Here is a 16,033-nt window from a genome sequence, read left to right as displayed (position 1 = left end):
AACAGGGGAAACTAGCAAAGTAAGATGAGCTTGATAGAGGGAGACGCAAATCCACAAAAAAGCTGTCGAGAAGATTACTCGACAGCTTTTTTTTATTTATGGAGTTTTACTCTGGAGGGTATCCCTCAGCTTGAACTTCTGCAGCTTACCGCTGGCGTTTCGAGGCAGTTCTTCTACAAATTCATAACGTCTCGGCCGTTTATATCGGGCCAGCCGGTCGGTTGATGTACAGAAATCCTCTAATTGTTCAGGAGTGAGAGCTCCTTTGCTGACAATGTAGGCGACCACCCGCTCTCCCCACATTTCATCGGGTTCACCGATTACAGCGGCATCGACGACATCGGGATGATCAAATAAAACATCTTCCACTTCCCGTGAATAGATGTTTTCGCCGCCTGAGATAATCATATCTTTGACGCGGTCACTCACCCAGAGGTAGCCTTCCTCATCAAAGGAGCCTATATCGCCGGAGTGGTACCATCCTTTATACATCGCTTCTTCCGTTGCTTCCGGCAGCTTGTAATAGCCGTTCATTGTGCTCGGACCGCGAACGACAATCTCCCCAAGCTCTCCCGACTCACAGATGTCATCCGGGTCAGCAGGTCCATCTTCTCTCGTCCTTACAACACGAACCTCATGATTGAGGATAGGTCTTCCTGCAGAACCAGCTTTCGTAATTTGTTCATCTTCCATCAGAGCAGTAATAGCCGGTCCCATTTCTGTCATGCCGTAAGCCTGAAGAAGCTGGACACCAAGAGTGTCGTGCAGCCTCGTTGTTAAAGCCGGAGCCATTGGGGCACCACCATACAACCCTTGTCTTAATGTGTGAAAATCGGATGGGTCAAAGTCTTCCTGCAGGACCATATTCCACATTGTCGGCGCTGCAAATAAAGTGTTGATTTGTTCCTCCCTAACGGTTTCGATCATTTGGGAGGCATCGAAGTGGTGAAGAATTACATTTGAAGCTCCCACCATCACTCTTGGGAAAAACGCACAGTGAAGCTCTGCGCAGTGAAACATCGGGGCGACCGATAATCCCCGATCGTCAGGTGTAATTCTTAACGTAGCTGTTAAAATCAGCGCCTGATCGACCATGTCGCGATGGGTATGAAGAACTCCTTTTGGAGCACCAGTCGTGCCAGAAGTGTACATAATCGCATAAAGATCATCTTCCTCCACAAGGCAGTCCGGACGGTTCGTTTGCTTATCCTGTATCCTGTCATAATAGTTATCCGCATAAGGCAGGCCTTTTTCATCAATGGACCAGAAATCAGTTTCTGTCATTGCTCCGGCCGCACCTTGGACTGCAGCTGCTGTTGCTTTTTCAAATATGACGACTTTCGGCTCGGCGTCTTTTAAAATATAATCAATTTCCTGAGAAGTGAGCCTGAAATTAATCGGATTAAACACTGCTCCTATTTTCATGCAGGCAAATAAAGCAGTTGAAAATTCTGCTGTATTAAACAGAACCGTAGATACTCTGTCCCCTTTATCTACACCCTGGGTAAGCAAAGCATTCGCGAGCTTATTGACTTCTTCATCCCACTGTCTATAAGTCCACCTTGTTCCTAAACGTAAATCTATGAGAGCTTCCTTTTCTGGATACTTGGATACCGTCTGCTCAAACATACTTTTTAATGTGGGTCCCATCGTTTTTCCCCTCCGATTTAGATAAAAGTCGTCAGCCTGCCTAAACCCTGGTGCCCTAAAAAAACTACTCACCGATTCTCTCTATAATGGCTGCATTGGCCATTCCCAAACCTTCACATATCGCTAAAAGTCCGTATCTGCCCCGTGAGCGTTCTAATTCATGAACTAACGTTGTCAGCAGCTTTGTTCCTGTAGCACCAAGCGGGTGTCCAAGAGCTATAGCTCCGCCATTAACATTCAGCCTGCTTTCATCTGCTCCTGTTTCTTTCACCCAGTGTAACGGCACAGAAGCAAAAGCTTCATTTACCTCAAATAAATCAATATCATTGAGTTGAAGCCCTGCCTTTTTCAATACTTTATGAGTCGCCGGCACTGGGCCTGTCAGCATCAGGGTCGGATCTGAACCTACTACTGAACGAGCTGTAATTCTGCAGCGCGGTTTTAAGCCAAGCTCTTCCGCTTTTTTCCGCGACATTAACAGCACGGCAGAAGCCCCGTCACTAATTTGGCTCGCATTCCCTGCTGTAATTTTTCCGTGTTCTTCAAATGCCGGCTCTAATTCAGCTAAAGTTTCAACAGATGTTCCTCGTCTTGGCCCTTGATCTTCCTTCATCATAAAAGGCATCCCTTGTCTGTCCTGCGTCTCAACAGGCAGAATTTCCCGTTCAAAACGCTGTTCTTCCATTGCCCGAAAAGCCTTCTCATGGCTGCGTACGGAGAACTTATCCAGTTCAAGCCTTGAAAAACCCGCTTGATCAGCAATTCTTTCAGCAGAGAGCCCCTGATTGATCATTTCAAAACGATCTGTCAGTTTAGCGCTGTACTCCACGCCTTTCATATTTGAAAACATGGGCACCCTGGACATACTTTCAACGCCGCCGGCCACCACGACATCCATATCGCCACAGGCAATCGCCTGTGAAGCGAAATGGACTGCCTGCAGGCTTGAGCCGCACTGCCTATCAATCGTTACTCCAGGCACCTCTATGGGAAAGCCAGCCATTAAGGCAGCGATCCTTGCTACATCCCCTGCCTGCTCGCCGACTTGCGACACACAGCCAGCTATCACATCATCTATCTCCTGAGCATCCAAATTCACACGGTCAGTCACTTCCCGAAAAACTTTGGCTAACAGTTCATCAGGCCTTATCTCACTTAGGAGACCTTTTCTTTTACCCACCGGTGTACGGACAGCTTCTACGATGACAACCTCATTCACCAGACATCCCCCTCCTTTTTGGCGATTACTTTTACAGAATCAGTAAATACCTTTCTCTATATAATTCTTGTTGAATCCTTATTTTCCTCCCATTAAAGGAAGCGTTTTCAATAAATTTATGTTAAAAGTGAATGGAGGAGGAGCCTGCTCGCTATCCGCTACCCCACATGACGTGGAGGCGTTCGATATTGGCACAGTGATATACCGAACTTAATCGAACTTCGCCTTTTATAGTAGAGCCTCCTTGCAGAATCCCTTCCCAATAGGGTTGATTCAAAAAATTCTCGTTTAACAGCCAAATGCAAAGAACAAAGGCTTAAAGCGCCCTGGTAGACACGAAATGCATAAGCAAAACGGCCGGAGGAAGGCGGCCTTCCCTTTTAGCAGGGCGGATTGCTTATGACGCGAGTGTCTGGGTGCTGGAGCTGGATGTCGCTCTTTTAAACATATATACACAGCTTGGAATTTTATAATTTCCTAGACAAAAAATAAAAAAGCACAGGGTTCGCCTGTGCTTTTTTAAATAGGAGGAGACTTTAGGTAGGGTGTTCTTATTTTATGAATCTCCCTGTTAAGATATACCTTACTGCCGGGCAGTTAATACACGCTCAATAGCTTCCGCTACTCCGTCTTCATCATTAGCTGAAGTGACCCAGGCCGCTTCTTTTTTTACATCTTCCTGGGCATTTCCCATCGCTACACCTAATCCAGCTTCTCTAATCATCGCTAAGTCATTTAGGCTGTCGCCAACCGCCATAACGTTTTCCATTTTAATATTGAGCCGCTCGCAGACCTTCAGCAGCGCAGCCGCTTTATTTACCCCGGCTGGATTGACTTCAATATTTGTCGGACTGGAGTTGGTAACCTCCAGGTGTTCATTAGCGTTCAGTTCATCAAGGATAACCTCACGTACTTCATCATCTTCAATATCAAATCCGAATTTAAGCCATTCATATTCGCTGATCTCTTTATCAAAAGGGCTGTGAGTGTTGAATTGGCCTTGTACTGCGGAAGACCAGAAATGAACGTCATGCTTCTCTCTCAGCTCCCATAGGCGCTCGACAAGCTTAGGTTCAAGCAGAGTTTGATCTACAAGCTCGAATTTTTCGTTATAAATTTCTCCTCCATTGATCGTTACTATATAAGAAGAGCGACCTAACGATTCAGCAATGTCTCTGCATCGATCTAAGGAACGTCCCGTACTGATTACCACATGAATTCCTCGGTCCTTTGCTTTTTGGATAGCTTTTCTCGTGGCTTCAGAAACAAGTTCATCTGAGTTCAAAAGGGTTCCATCCATATCTAAAGCAATTAGTTTGATTTCTTTTTCCATAATTATGTCACGTCCTTCTTTTTTGCTCCCCTTATTCTAATACAAATAAGACAAATGATACAGCTATACAATCTAAGTTTTTTATGATTTTCCCATATCCAGTTTCTTACGATTAATCACATACACTCATGGGTATATTTTAAAAGAGAGCTTATTTTTAAAGGAGGAGATCAAATGTTTGATTATACTGTTGAAACAACGAGAGGCATGGATGAAGCGGTTGACCACCTGACCGAAGTCTTGAAAGAAGAGCAATTCGGTGTACTTTGGACGTTTGATATTAAAGACAAACTTCAGGAAAAAGGGCTCGACTTTAATCAGGAATATAGAGTGCTCGAAGTCTGCAACCCAAAAGAAGCCCAAAAAGTACTGTCAGAGAATCAAATGGCCGGATATTTTCTTCCATGTAAGATAGTAGTGTACGAAGATGAGGGAAACACAAAGATCGGAATGCCCAAACCCACTTCATTAATCAGTATGGTAAATGATGATAAGCTGAAAACGATCGCGAAGGATATTGAAGAAAGACTAATGGCATGCATGGATAAAGCTGTTTAACTTAATCGATGTTATGTTAAAGCAAAGAGCTTCTCTTTGCTCAGCTTGTAGAGAAACCTCGTGCTTTTTAAACGACCGACTTCCTTTCAAAGGATAAGATGCAGCAAAGGGCTTCGGGAAACGAATCGCTTTCCATGGGCGTACGGTGAGCTTCCTTAAGGCTTTGCCTTTTAGGGATCTCACCCTGTCCTTTTCTCCCATAGGAGTCTCTCCGTTTCCCTTCGCCCCTATCCTCATAAGTTTTTCTCTCTTGTTCTTATGGCTCTCTACCTGAGTCAACGCTCTTATGGATGCAGGGTACCGGGTGAAGGGTCAGCTAATTCCTCTTCTCGAATGAGGAGGATCCCATTCACCTTTTTCCTTGTAATGGGAAGGAAACAACCGAGACTCCTACGGGATGTGCAAGGCTGGCAAGACCCCACAGGGCTTAAAAGCCCGAGGAGCCTTGCCGTCTTCCCCGTTGGTTCCCGCCCCATTCGTTCCCTTTTATGGCCAATGGAATCGTACCTGACACGCTAGGCTTTAACAGGAAACTCTATGAGAAAAACTGTTGAGACTTTCTCGAGAGCCTGAGCAAAGAGAGCTTCTCTTTGCTTTTCTTTTTTCATTAGAAAATACCCCTGCCCCTTTTTTAATTTTAAGTGTTGACATAATACCTACAGGGGTATATTATGTGTGATGTACTCATTTTAAATAAAACAATTCTTCCAAAAAGGGAGGTCAATATATATGGAATACAATAAAGCTGTTCAAAACAGAGTGAAGCGTATGGAAGGTCAGCTCCGCGGTATTCTTAAAATGATGGAAGAAGGCAAAGACTGTAAAGAAGTCATTGCTCAGCTGTCTGCCGCAAGAAGCGGGCTTGATCGCACCATCGGTTTAGTCGTCAGTGCAAACCTTGCCGAGTGTATTCAAGATGCCAAAGACGATGAAACAAGAGAAGAATCTATTAATGAAGCTGTTCAACTGCTTGTTAAAAGCAGATAAAAAATTTTAAACCACCACATACCCATAGGTGTATATGTATTATAAATAGGAGGAATAAAATATGTCAGAAACAAAGAAAACTAATATTATTCTATTTAGCGGCGACTACGATAAAGCAATGGCGGCTTATATCATTGCAAACGGAGCTGCTGCTTACGACCATGAAGTAACGATTTTCCACACATTCTGGGGGCTTAATGCCCTACGTAAAGACGGCCACGTAAATGTTAAGAAAAACTTCCTCGAAAAAATGTTTGGCAAAATGATGCCTCGAGGAGCAGACAAAATGGGCCTATCTAAAATGAACTATGCCGGATTTGGGCCGAAAATGATTAAAAATGTAATGAAGAAGCATAATGCGATGCCGCTTCCTGATCTAATTGAAATGGCTCAAGAACAAGATGTAAACCTTGTTGCATGTACCATGACTATGGATTTGCTAGGCCTTCATAAAGATGAGCTTCTTGAAGAAATTGAGTATGCAGGGGTAGCCGCCTACTTAGGCGAAGCTGAAGACGGTCAAGTTAACCTGTTTATCTAATAAAGGAGGATACCGAGTTGAAAACAATTTCACCCAAAGAAGTTGAAAAAAAACATGAGAATTTAAATATTATCGATGTTAGAGAAACAGCAGAAGTTGCCGAAGGGAAAATCCCAGGAGCGTTAAATATACCTCTAGGTCTATTGGAATTTAAAAAGAATGAACTTGATGCATCTAAGGAATATGTGATGGTCTGCCGTTCCGGCGGAAGAAGCGGTCAGGCGACTCAATTTTTAGAATCACAAGGCTATAAAGTTATCAACATGGACGGCGGTATGATGAATTATGAAGGAAAAACAATATAATCAGGAGGATGATTTAATCATGGCTATTAAAACGGATCAACTGTTAGACGCTAAAGGCTTGGCTTGCCCAATGCCGATTGTAAAGACAAAAAAGGCACTTAAGGACCTCAATCCAGGCCAGGTAATCGAAGTTCAGGCGACTGACAAAGGGTCAACCGCTGATATTAAAGCATGGTCTGAAAAAACAGGTCATCACTATCTAGGAACCCAAGAAGAAGACGGAGTTCTCTATCACTATATCCGCAAATCCAGTGACGAAGAAGCTCAGGAAAAACAGCACCCGCACGTAGTCGATAACGAAACTCTTACATCGTTACCTGAAGACTCTATTGTATTAGATGTGCGTGAATCAGCAGAATATGCATTTGGCCATATTCCAGGAGCTGCTTCTATTCCCCTTGGTGAACTGGACAGCCGTATGGGAGAACTGGACAAAGAGAAGAACATTTACGTGGTTTGCCGAACAGGGAACCGCAGCGATATGGCTGCTCAGAAACTGTCTGCACAAGGGTTTGAAAAAGTTTATAACGTAGTACCTGGCATGAGTGAATGGTCAGGAGATACGAAAAAAGAAAGCTAAAATTTTTTAATTAAATTTATACCTTAGGGGGTAATTAAAAATGTCAATAAAACCAATGACAGCTCAAGAAGTTACTAAAAAAATCTTTAATAAAGAGCCACTTTTTATTTTAGACGTTCGAAATAAAGACGCCCATGAAGACTGGAAAATCGAAGGTGAAAACTTCTCATACCTTAACATTCCTTATTTTGATCTCCTTGATGGCGTAGAAGATATTATGGAAAAACTGCCGAAGGATCAGGAAGTTATGGTGGTCTGTGCAAAGGAAGGTTCTTCCGTAATGGTTGCCGACATGCTTTCTGAAGAAGGAATGGACGTCTCTTATCTAAGTGGAGGTATGAAAGCTTGGAGCGAGTATCTTGAACCTGTAAAAGTCGGAAGCTTATCTAATGGTGGAGAACTTTATCAGTTCGTCCGCATCGGAAAAGGCTGCCTGTCTTACATGGTAATATCTGACGGGGAAGCAGCCATTATTGATGCTACTCGTATGACTGATGTTTATACAGAATTCGCCAAAGACAAAGGTGCAACTATCACGAATGTATTTGATACTCACCTGCACGCCGATCACATTTCCGGCGGACGTTCAATTGCTGAGCAGACAGGAGCCGATTACTGGCTGCCTCCTGAAGATGCAGAAGAAGTAACCTTCTCTTATAAAGATCTTAAAGACAAAGAAGTTGTTAAGGTTGGAAGCACAGAAATAGCCATTCATGCTTTATACTCGCCAGGACATACGAAAGGATCCACATCCTTTGTCATTGATGATCAATACTTGCTGACAGGTGATATTCTATTCGTGGATTCGATCGGCCGACCAGATTTGGCCGGTAAAGCAGAAGACTGGGTACAAGATCTGCGTGACACTTTATACACTCGCTATAAAGAACTTTCTAAAGACCTGATTGTACTCCCAGCACACTTTATGATTATCGAAGAGCTTAATGATGATGGGACCGTAGCAGAAAAGCTGGGCACACTGTTTGAGAAAAACCACGGACTGAACATCACAGATGATAACGAATTTAGAGACATGGTAACAAACAATCTGCCGCCTCAGCCAAATGCTTACCAGCAAATCAGAGAGACAAATATGGGTAAAATTACACCCGAAACAGAAGAACAGCGTGAAATGGAAATTGGTCCTAACCGCTGTGCCGTGAGATAACTATATTAATTAACGGAGGGATTTTATATGAATTCAACAAAAGTACTAGATGCCAAAGGATTAGCTTGTCCAATGCCTATCGTCAAAACTAAAAAAGCAATGAAAGAACTTGAAACTGGACATATTCTTGAAATTCATGCAACAGATAAAGGCGCTAAGGGAGATCTGACAGCTTGGGCCAAATCTGGAGGTCATGAGCTTCTGCAGAGCGAAGAAGAAGCTGATGTACTCAAGTTTTGGATTAAGAAAGGGTAAGTAAATGTAAAGAGGGACCTGGTCAGGTTCCTCTTTTTTAGGAAGGTGTTGAATAGAATATGGAATTAGGATTAATAATTACAATATTTCTTATTGGCTTTGCAGGTTCGTATGTTTCAGGGATGTTGGGGATCGGTGGTTCTATCATTAAATACCCAATGCTTCTATATATCCCTTCTCTTGTAGGATTCACTGCCTTTACAGCTCATGAAGTTTCAGGAATCAGCGCTGTTCAGGTTTTCTTCGCAACTATTGGAGGGGTATGGGCTTATCGCAAGGGCGGCTACCTAAATAAACAATTAATAATCTATATGGGAGTGAGTATTTTAATAGGGAGCTTTGCCGGGGGTTACGGATCACGATTCATGCCGGAAGCAAGCATTAACATTGTATACGGCTTCCTTGCACTGATTGCGGCTGTTATGATGTTCGTTCCTAAAAAGGGAATTGACGATATTCCGTTTGATCAGGTAACTTTCCCTAAATGGTTAGCAGCCGGTCTCGCTCTGATTGTTGGGATAGGAGCAGGAATTGTCGGTGCAGCGGGGGCTTTCTTATTAGTTCCCATCATGCTTGTTGTCTTAAAGATTCCTACAAGGATGACGATCGCGTCCTCACTGGCTATCACCTTAATTTCATCAATTGGGGCGACCATAGGAAAAATAACAACAGGCCAAGTTGATTATACGGCGGCTGTCATCATGATCATTGCCAGCCTGATCGCTGCCCCTCTTGGAGCAAAAGCAGGAAAAGTAATGAATACAAAAGTTCTTCAGACGATTCTGGCCGTATTGATCTTAGGCACTACAATTAAAATCTGGTGGGATATCTTTTAATACAGCAAAAAACCTTCACTCAACGATAGAGTGAAGGTTTTTTTATAACTCATTTATTTTTCTTCGCCTGATTTTCCACTTTCCATTTCTTCTACTACTTCGGTTTCATCAAGATAACGAAGTAAGTCTCCGTAAACGATAGAGTCAGAAATTGATAGTTCTTCTTCAGCTTCCTTAAATAAAGGAGCACATGATTCTGCTTCGACTTCTTCACCTGTTTCACGGTCATAGCATGTTTCGTTTACCCCAACGTAATCTTCATTAGCAAAATTACCATCACGAGTGATCATCATCTCACGGCGATCCTCACTAAACAAGTCCTGACCAAACGTTATTGGGTTCGTATCTTCCACACCAAGAAGGTTCATTAAGGTAGGACGCAGGTCAATTTGTCCGCCTACAGTGTCGTGCTCTTGGCCTTCAATTCCTTCTCCAAGGATTAGAAGCGGTACACGCTGCAACTGGAACTGTTCATAATCGTTAATTTCTTTATCCAGATACTCTCCCATAGCTTCCTGGTGGTTTTCAGAAATACCAAAGTGATCTCCATAGATAACTAGAATTGTATCATCATATAGATCAGATTTCTTAAATTCCTCCACAAACTGTTTCAAGGCTTCATCCTGATAGCGCATTGTCTGGAAATAACGGTTTAGCGTACCACTTGATGTTTCCCCTTCCTCAATAAACTTCTTATCTTCAGGAAGAGTGAACGGGTGGTGGTTCGTTAAAGTAATCATCTTATTGTAGAAAGGCTGTTCCATTTCTTCCATCTTCTCTAAAGAATCAGCGAAGAAATATTCATCTAAATATCCCCAGCCATAAGACTTATCTTCTGTTACATCATAATCTTCTTTTGAAAAATATTCATCATAACCTAAGGAATCATACATAACGTCACGGTTCCAGAAGGATTTATCGTTCGCATGCATAGTTGAACTAAAGTAACCATTCTCCCCTAACACTTCTGGAGTTGCTTCGTATTCGTTCCCTGCATGAGTAAAGAATGCGGCTCCACGATTCAACCCGTAAAGTGAGTTATCTAAAATAAATTCAGAATCAGAAGTTCTTCCTTGTTTAACCTGGTGGTAGAAGTTGCTGAAATAAGCTCCTTCTTCTTTTAAATCATTAAAATAAGGAGTGATTTCCTCACCGTTTACTGTGTTATCTACGACAAACGTTTGAGAACTTTCAATGGAAAGAAGGATGACGTTTTTACCTTCCGCTACGCCATTCATTTCTTTACTTGGTTCGGTTTTTTTCTCATTCAAATAGTTAATAGCCGGAACTAATTCGTTACTGTCGGCAAATGTTTTCTTCATTTCGGTTTGTCCCTGAAGAACGATATCATAAACGTGATAATTGATTACACCAATATATTTCACAAGCATATTACGGTCAAAAGCACGTTCCAGCAGATCGGTACGTTCCGTTTCTGCCCACGCCAAGTTAACTAGGAAAAGCGGGACAGCAATGATCGTTAATACTAGCCCTTCTCTTCGCTTTGGCATAAAGGAAGTAAAACGGGTCGGCTTTAAATAGAATAATAGATAGACAGCAGCACACACATCTACAAATAATAGAATATCTGTAATTGACAGGATGTTTGTGATACTGCTTCCCATACCAGCTAAGTTAGCTACCTGTCCAAGCATTGGAAGTGTAATAAAGTCGTTATATTCTCTATAGAAAAGGACGTTCACATACAATAGAATGGAACCAATAATATATGTGACTAGCAGCCCTTTGCGGCCGGCAAGCAATATTCCAAGCCCAAACAGCAAAAAGATACTGCTCAGCGGGTTAAATGCCAGAATCGCAGCTTCGTTGGAATTCTCTACCCCAAGTGTGAAAATGCTTCCTTGGATAAAGTACATCTTCGCCCAAAAGAGAGCTATCACTATGGCATAAACTATAAATCTCTTTGTATAATTTCCATCTCGCTTGAAATGTTTATTTTTTGTAAACATAGTAAAACCTCCGTTAATTTTGCACTCACTTATTTTACCTTATATCCCCCATTTTTTGTACTTAAAACTGTCTAGTTTTAACAAAATGAAATAATTGTAACGTAATGTTCTTACTTTTGTCATAAACGGTAGTATATATTAACCACAATAAGAAAAAAGACCCATTCACCCTTAAATCAGCAAGGCCTTGGTAACTCTGCAGGTCAATTGCTTGCTTAAATTATTTAATAGCCGCTCACTATTTTTTAAAACCAGAAAAATGAGCAGAAGTTCCCAAAACAATGAAAACCTATCTCCAATTCTACTTTCTGCGATTAAAAAATAATACGCCTATGTAATAGAAACCGAAAATAGAGTATCCTCCCATTATATACCATAGTTTGCAAGTTTTAAAGTTATTTTTTTAGGATAGTATTTACCACTCCAATGTGTTAACTTGTTTTATGTAAAGTTAACACATTGGAGTTGATGCTATGGAAAGTCAAAAACTTAGATTCATAGTTAACAGCGCTGTGTTTACAGCTGTTACTGCTGTGCTCGCTCAAATTGAAATTCCACTCCCCCTTGTTCCTATCAGCGGACAAACATTGGCTGTAGGACTAGCCGCAACTATTTTAGGAAGCCGGCAAAGTTCTGCAGCGATGATCGGGTATGCATTAATTGGCGCAATTGGCTTACCTGTATTTGCTGGATTCAGCGGAGGATTTCAAGTGCTGGCTGGTCCTACCGGAGGTTACATTATAGGATTTATTGCTGCGGCTTACATAACAGGACTTATTTTAGAGAAAACACGATTTACGATTCCCGCCGCTTTCATTGCAAATACTGCAGGAATGGGTGTAACCCTGTTATTTGGAACGGTATGGTTAAAACTCCTTCTTGATCTCAACTTGAACCAGGCCTTGGCTTCCGGCGTCTACCCTTTTCTTGCCGTTGGGTTTATCAAAGCATTTCTGGCAAGCTGGATTGGTATCACTGTCAGGAGACGGCTTATTCAGGCCAGCTTATTAAAAAACAACAATTCTAAGCTGCTTGACCAACCTCTGCACCTTCTAATATGAATACTCCTTTTCGATTTCTGTTATAATAGGTACATAGTATTGTTATTTATCGAAAAGGAGATCTTCATTTGAAGAAAGCATTATTGGTCATTTTTTGTCTGTTATTAACGGCTTGTGTCGATAAAACTCTCCAGCCGCAGCCTCACTCCCTTTCCCTTTCAACTCCCTCTTTAAAGGAAAAAGAATTTAAAAGTAAGATCAGTATTTCGGCTATAGGCGACCTGCTGATTCATGATCGGGTTTATGAAAATGCTAAAACAAAAGACGGCTATAATTTTATGCCGATGATGCAGGAAGTGCAGCCTTACTTAGAAGACACCACAATTACAATAGCCAATCAGGAAACAATGATTGGCGGTAAGGAAATTGGGTTATCAAGCTATCCCAGCTTTAACAGCCCAAAGGAATTCGGTACACAGCTGAAGTCTCTAGGCGTTGATGTTGTAACTCTTGCTAATAACCATACGCTGGACCGTGGAGAAAAAGCGATCCAGGAAGCCTTACAACACTGGAAATCCATAGGAATGGTATATACGGGAGCCTATAAGAATAAAAAAGACCGAAACAGAGTGAGAGTTATCGAGACGAAAGAAGGAATCGACACAGCAATATTAAGTTTCACTTACGGAACCAATGGGATTCCTGTACCGGAGGATAAACCTTATCTTGTGAACTTAATTGACAAAAAACAAATCGCAAAAGATGTTAAGCAAGCAGAAAAAGTAAGTGATCTCACGGTTCTAAGCCTTCACTTCGGCAAAGAATACGAAACCTACCCAAGCGATTACCAGAAAGATCTGGTTCAGTTTGCAGCAAACTTAGGAGTAGATGTCGTAATCGGCCATCACCCGCATGTTTTACAGCCAATTGAATGGGTGGAAGGAAAAGAAAATCATCGAATGCTGGCTATTTATTCCCTGGGAAATTTTTTCTCGGGGCAAAATGAACATAATAAAAGAATAGGCGGTATTATGAAATTCGATGTAGTAAAAGATTCGGAAGAAACAACCATCGAAAACCCACGATTCGTTTTAACTTATGTAACTTCCAAAGACGATCAGGCATATAAGGTCGTTCCTTTGCACAAGATTTCTAATGAGCTCCTCCCTAATAAAGAAGAAGTAATCACTGATACGCAGTCCCACCTTTCCCAGTGGTTCCCCGAACTTACTTTTATAGAAAACTAAAAACGCCCTCATAGGGCGTTTTTTTCAGCTTGTAGAGAAACCTTATGCAGCAGTCAACCGACGGTTCTTTCGAAGGATAGTGCAAATGGCTCCGGAAAACGGATCGCTTTTAAGCGGGCGTACGGTGAGCTTCCACGTATTAAGACTGCAGATCAACTATAATGGCACAGATTATTGTAAGAACAACCACCCCTGACAAAGTAGCAGCAAATATAAAGGACATATCAGAACTCCTCCTTTACCATGTTTTGAAGCCTTGAGACCCATTAGGTGCATGCTGAATCATTTCAGCCAGAGGAACCGTATAGGCAACGGCAATGAGAATAACCGCAACTCCTATCCAAATCTTCCAGTTCTCTAAAACCTTCGGTGTCCGCTTTGTCTCGCTGTAAGCAATCGGAAACTCCATCGCCGTTTCCTGGCTTGCTTTAGGAGCAAACCACCAGAGCTGAATCACGATAAACACGAGCAGAAACGCAGATAGAAAAAGGATTGATCCCCCAATTGCCATTGTGACATGGTTGCTCAGTAAACCTTCAAACCAGCCTTGAGCGGCTTCATGGTTATATCCGGTATAAGCGGTTCTGCGCGGAGCTCCGAGGAGTCCAAGAAGGTGCTGGGCAGTACTCATCAGCAGCATGCCGACAGACCATGTAGCCACTTGTAAAAAGGCCAGCTTCTGCAAAGGCTTAGTGAACGTTCGGCCGCTTAAATAAGGAACAAGCCAGAAGGTTAAGCCGAAAAATGTCATCGCGACAGGAGTTCCTACGGTAATATGGAAATGCCCGACGACCCATAAGGTGTTATGAATGACTTCATTCAGCTGAAAACTGGCATTAATAATACCGCCCGCGCCTCCTGGAATAAAGAAAGCCATCGCTATAAAGATGGAGGTGAAGCGCACGTCTTTCCAAGGAAGCTTCCGAACCCAGCCGAATAACCCCGTTCCCCCAAGTTCTCTCCCTCTGAGTTCAAACGTAGCGAACATCGAGAAAGCTGTCATTAGAGATGGAATGATAACCATAAATGTAAGAACAGTCTGAAGGAACTTCCAAAAGCTTGCGATTCCCGGTTCTGTTAACTGGTGATGAAACCCGACAGGTATTGAAAAAAGAATGAACAATATAAAGGAGAGACGGGCTAATGAGTCACTGAATACCCGGCCGCCGATAAGTTTTGGAACGATGACATACCATGCAATATAAGCAGGGAGCAGCCAGAAATAAACAAGCGGATGGCCAAAATACCAAAACAAAGAACGGCTAAGCTCTACATTAATTCCATCCACCCAGCCAAATGCCCATGGAATAAACTGAAATAGAACAGTGACTACTACTCCTAAACAGGCAATGATCCACAAGATGATCGTAGCAATCGTCATAAAAGCAAAAAGAGGACTAAGTGAACCCTTATTCGCTTTTCTCCACACACGGTAATGACCGATAAGGGCAAAACCTTGAATCCAGGTACCTACTACAAACAGCGCAAGACCTACATAGAATAAGCCGTGAGCCATTAGCGGCGCGTAAAATGTATATAAAACAGATGCCTGACCGGTAATGATCATTACTGTCGCAAGGATTGTTCCCGCTGACGTTACCCAAAACCCGATCCAGTTCCACAGCCTAACTCTTGGACCAAATGAACCAAGCGTTCGGCTCATACCGGAGTGAAAAAAGGAAAAGATAAAAAACGTTGTGAATACGAGAGCAAGCAGCACCCCGTGAGCTGTGAGCACCTGATAATAATCAAGCCACGGCGGCAGCCTGAGGGCATCATTTCTTATGAAAACCTGCAGCAGCCCACAAAGCGTTCCAATAATAAATGCTGAATAAGCGAACCCTAAATTGGCTAACGAAAGCTTTCGATCAGCTTTGGCGATTATTACATTTTCCATCAGTCAACCACCTCGATTTCCGTACTCATAAAATGGTGCCCATTCCCGCAATACTCATTACAGATCACCAGATAAGATCCGGGTTCTTTAAACGTATAGGTTTTATGATTCACCTGACCCGGCACGACCATCATGTTCACGTTGGTATCCACAATTGAAAAACTGTGCACCACATCTTCACTAGTCACAGTAAAAGTTATTTCTTCTCCGGCTGGCACTGTTACTTTCCCCGGCTTATAACCGAATGCCATCGCTATCATGACGACTTCATAGCTGCCATCTTCTTTTTGGTGGACTCCCGGATCATTAAAAGGAGCCGTTTCATTTACTTTGTCAGGATCTATTGTATGATGGCCTCCTGAAGGAGTATGGCCTTGCTGAAAAGCACTGACTCCTACTACAGATAAAAATATAATGAGTGCAAACACGCCGAAAGCCAGCCATATTTTTTCATATTTATGTAGCTCCATAGCTTCTCCCCCTTTT

The 16,033-nt window shown here is 42.4% G+C and carries 16 protein-coding genes and 1 pseudogene; 10 read left to right on the top strand and 7 right to left on the bottom strand.

Features of this window, described 5'->3' with window-relative positions; genetic code table 11:
* Nucleotides 1-96: 96 nt before the first annotated feature.
* From HUS26_RS17510 to HUS26_RS17500, 3 genes are all read right to left on the bottom strand, one after another.
* Complete coding sequence (locus HUS26_RS17510; protein ID WP_173918321.1) at nucleotides 97-1,650, bottom strand: fatty acid--CoA ligase; 1,554 nt, start codon at nucleotides 1,648-1,650, stop codon at nucleotides 97-99.
* Nucleotides 1,651-1,714: 64 nt separating this feature from the next.
* The gene (locus HUS26_RS17505) at nucleotides 1,715-2,869 is read right to left on the bottom strand and encodes a thiolase family protein (protein ID WP_173918320.1); all 1,155 of its coding nucleotides are present in this window, start codon (nucleotides 2,867-2,869) and stop codon (nucleotides 1,715-1,717) included.
* A 583-nt stretch (nucleotides 2,870-3,452) separates the two neighbouring features.
* Nucleotides 3,453-4,202, bottom strand: a complete 750-nt coding sequence (locus HUS26_RS17500; RefSeq protein ID WP_173918319.1) for a Cof-type HAD-IIB family hydrolase — start codon at nucleotides 4,200-4,202, stop codon at nucleotides 3,453-3,455.
* A gap of 174 nt (nucleotides 4,203-4,376) precedes the next feature.
* On the opposite strand from HUS26_RS17500, the gene HUS26_RS17495 reads away from it, so the two are divergent.
* The 8 genes from HUS26_RS17495 (at nucleotide 4,377) to HUS26_RS17460 (ending at nucleotide 9,432) form a co-directional block, all read left to right on the top strand.
* Nucleotides 4,377-4,760: a DUF302 domain-containing protein gene (locus tag HUS26_RS17495; protein ID WP_173918318.1), complete on the top strand. Its 384-nt coding sequence runs from the start codon at nucleotides 4,377-4,379 to the stop codon at nucleotides 4,758-4,760.
* Between the two features lie 729 nt (nucleotides 4,761-5,489).
* Nucleotides 5,490-5,747, top strand: coding sequence for a metal-sensitive transcriptional regulator (locus tag HUS26_RS17490; protein ID WP_173918317.1), 258 nt, complete (start codon nucleotides 5,490-5,492; stop codon nucleotides 5,745-5,747).
* A 61-nt stretch (nucleotides 5,748-5,808) separates the two neighbouring features.
* Entirely contained in the window at nucleotides 5,809-6,288 is a 480-nt protein-coding gene (locus HUS26_RS17485) for a DsrE/DsrF/DrsH-like family protein (protein ID WP_173918316.1), read from the top strand.
* Between the two features lie 17 nt (nucleotides 6,289-6,305).
* A complete protein-coding gene (locus HUS26_RS17480) occupies nucleotides 6,306-6,593 on the top strand; it encodes a rhodanese-like domain-containing protein (RefSeq protein ID WP_173918315.1) in 288 nt (95 codons plus the stop codon).
* Between the two features lie 19 nt (nucleotides 6,594-6,612).
* Complete coding sequence (locus HUS26_RS17475) at nucleotides 6,613-7,173, top strand: sulfurtransferase TusA family protein (protein ID WP_173918314.1); 561 nt, start codon at nucleotides 6,613-6,615, stop codon at nucleotides 7,171-7,173.
* 40 nt (nucleotides 7,174-7,213) lie between these two features.
* On the top strand, nucleotides 7,214-8,341 hold the full coding sequence (locus tag HUS26_RS17470) for an MBL fold metallo-hydrolase (protein WP_173918313.1): 1,128 nt from the start codon (nucleotides 7,214-7,216) through the stop codon (nucleotides 8,339-8,341).
* A 27-nt stretch (nucleotides 8,342-8,368) separates the two neighbouring features.
* On the top strand, nucleotides 8,369-8,596 hold the full coding sequence (locus HUS26_RS17465; protein ID WP_173918312.1) for a sulfurtransferase TusA family protein: 228 nt from the start codon (nucleotides 8,369-8,371) through the stop codon (nucleotides 8,594-8,596).
* A 59-nt stretch (nucleotides 8,597-8,655) separates the two neighbouring features.
* Nucleotides 8,656-9,432, top strand: coding sequence for a sulfite exporter TauE/SafE family protein (locus tag HUS26_RS17460; RefSeq protein WP_173918311.1), 777 nt, complete (start codon nucleotides 8,656-8,658; stop codon nucleotides 9,430-9,432).
* A gap of 94 nt (nucleotides 9,433-9,526) precedes the next feature.
* Here the strand turns inward: HUS26_RS17460 and HUS26_RS20305 are convergent, their stop codons facing one another.
* Nucleotides 9,527-9,661 (bottom strand): hypothetical protein, encoded by a 135-nt coding sequence (locus HUS26_RS20305; RefSeq protein WP_371809639.1) that lies wholly within the window; start codon nucleotides 9,659-9,661, stop codon nucleotides 9,527-9,529.
* A gap of 133 nt (nucleotides 9,662-9,794) precedes the next feature.
* Nucleotides 9,795-10,670 (bottom strand): annotated as a pseudogene (locus HUS26_RS20300) (LTA synthase family protein); the annotation flags it as partial.
* Between the two features lie 1,205 nt (nucleotides 10,671-11,875).
* Between HUS26_RS20300 and HUS26_RS17450 the strand changes: the two are divergent.
* The gene (locus HUS26_RS17450) at nucleotides 11,876-12,463 is read left to right on the top strand and encodes a biotin transporter BioY (protein WP_173918309.1); all 588 of its coding nucleotides are present in this window, start codon (nucleotides 11,876-11,878) and stop codon (nucleotides 12,461-12,463) included.
* Nucleotides 12,464-12,531: 68 nt separating this feature from the next.
* A complete protein-coding gene (locus tag HUS26_RS17445; protein ID WP_173918308.1) occupies nucleotides 12,532-13,650 on the top strand; it encodes a CapA family protein in 1,119 nt (372 codons plus the stop codon).
* Nucleotides 13,651-13,888: 238 nt separating this feature from the next.
* On the opposite strand, the gene HUS26_RS17440 is transcribed toward HUS26_RS17445, so the two are convergent.
* Both HUS26_RS17440 and HUS26_RS17435 read right to left on the bottom strand, forming a co-directional pair.
* Nucleotides 13,889-15,547 carry a b(o/a)3-type cytochrome-c oxidase subunit 1 gene (locus HUS26_RS17440; protein WP_254434233.1) on the bottom strand — a complete coding sequence of 553 codons (1,659 nt, stop codon included), beginning with the start codon at nucleotides 15,545-15,547 and terminating at the stop codon, nucleotides 13,889-13,891.
* Nucleotides 15,547-16,017 (bottom strand): cytochrome c oxidase subunit II, encoded by a 471-nt coding sequence (locus HUS26_RS17435; protein ID WP_173918307.1) that lies wholly within the window; start codon nucleotides 16,015-16,017, stop codon nucleotides 15,547-15,549. Before HUS26_RS17435 ends, HUS26_RS17440 begins: the two co-directional genes overlap by 1 nt.
* Between the last annotated feature and the right edge of the window lie 16 nt (nucleotides 16,018-16,033).

Source organism: Halobacillus sp. Marseille-Q1614 (assembly GCF_902809865.1).
In the GTDB taxonomy this organism is placed as follows: Bacteria; Bacillota; Bacilli; order Bacillales; family Halobacillaceae; genus Halobacillus_A.
Note: the sequence above shows the minus strand (reverse complement) of the source record. Positions and strands in the feature narration are given on the sequence as shown.

Excerpts from the sequence above, each read along its gene's own strand:
- HUS26_RS17435 (WP_173918307.1), bottom strand. The coding sequence starts at position 16,017 with ATGGAGCTACATAAATATGAAAAAATATGGCTGGCTTTCGGCGTGTTT.
- HUS26_RS17500 (WP_173918319.1), bottom strand. The coding sequence starts at position 4,202 with ATGGAAAAAGAAATCAAACTAATTGCTTTAGATATGGATGGAACCCTT.
- HUS26_RS17465 (WP_173918312.1), top strand. The coding sequence starts at position 8,369 with ATGAATTCAACAAAAGTACTAGATGCCAAAGGATTAGCTTGTCCAATG.
- HUS26_RS17470 (WP_173918313.1), top strand. The coding sequence starts at position 7,214 with ATGTCAATAAAACCAATGACAGCTCAAGAAGTTACTAAAAAAATCTTT.
- HUS26_RS17495 (WP_173918318.1), top strand. The coding sequence starts at position 4,377 with ATGTTTGATTATACTGTTGAAACAACGAGAGGCATGGATGAAGCGGTT.
- HUS26_RS17440 (WP_254434233.1), bottom strand. The coding sequence starts at position 15,547 with ATGGAAAATGTAATAATCGCCAAAGCTGATCGAAAGCTTTCGTTAGCC.
- HUS26_RS17460 (WP_173918311.1), top strand. The coding sequence starts at position 8,656 with ATGGAATTAGGATTAATAATTACAATATTTCTTATTGGCTTTGCAGGT.
- HUS26_RS17475 (WP_173918314.1), top strand. The coding sequence starts at position 6,613 with ATGGCTATTAAAACGGATCAACTGTTAGACGCTAAAGGCTTGGCTTGC.
- HUS26_RS17490 (WP_173918317.1), top strand. The coding sequence starts at position 5,490 with ATGGAATACAATAAAGCTGTTCAAAACAGAGTGAAGCGTATGGAAGGT.
- HUS26_RS20305 (WP_371809639.1), bottom strand. The coding sequence starts at position 9,661 with ATGACCGTGAAACAGGTGAAGAAGTCGAAGCAGAATCATGTGCTCCTT.
- HUS26_RS17510 (WP_173918321.1), bottom strand. The coding sequence starts at position 1,650 with ATGGGACCCACATTAAAAAGTATGTTTGAGCAGACGGTATCCAAGTAT.
- HUS26_RS17485 (WP_173918316.1), top strand. The coding sequence starts at position 5,809 with ATGTCAGAAACAAAGAAAACTAATATTATTCTATTTAGCGGCGACTAC.
- HUS26_RS17450 (WP_173918309.1), top strand. The coding sequence starts at position 11,876 with ATGGAAAGTCAAAAACTTAGATTCATAGTTAACAGCGCTGTGTTTACA.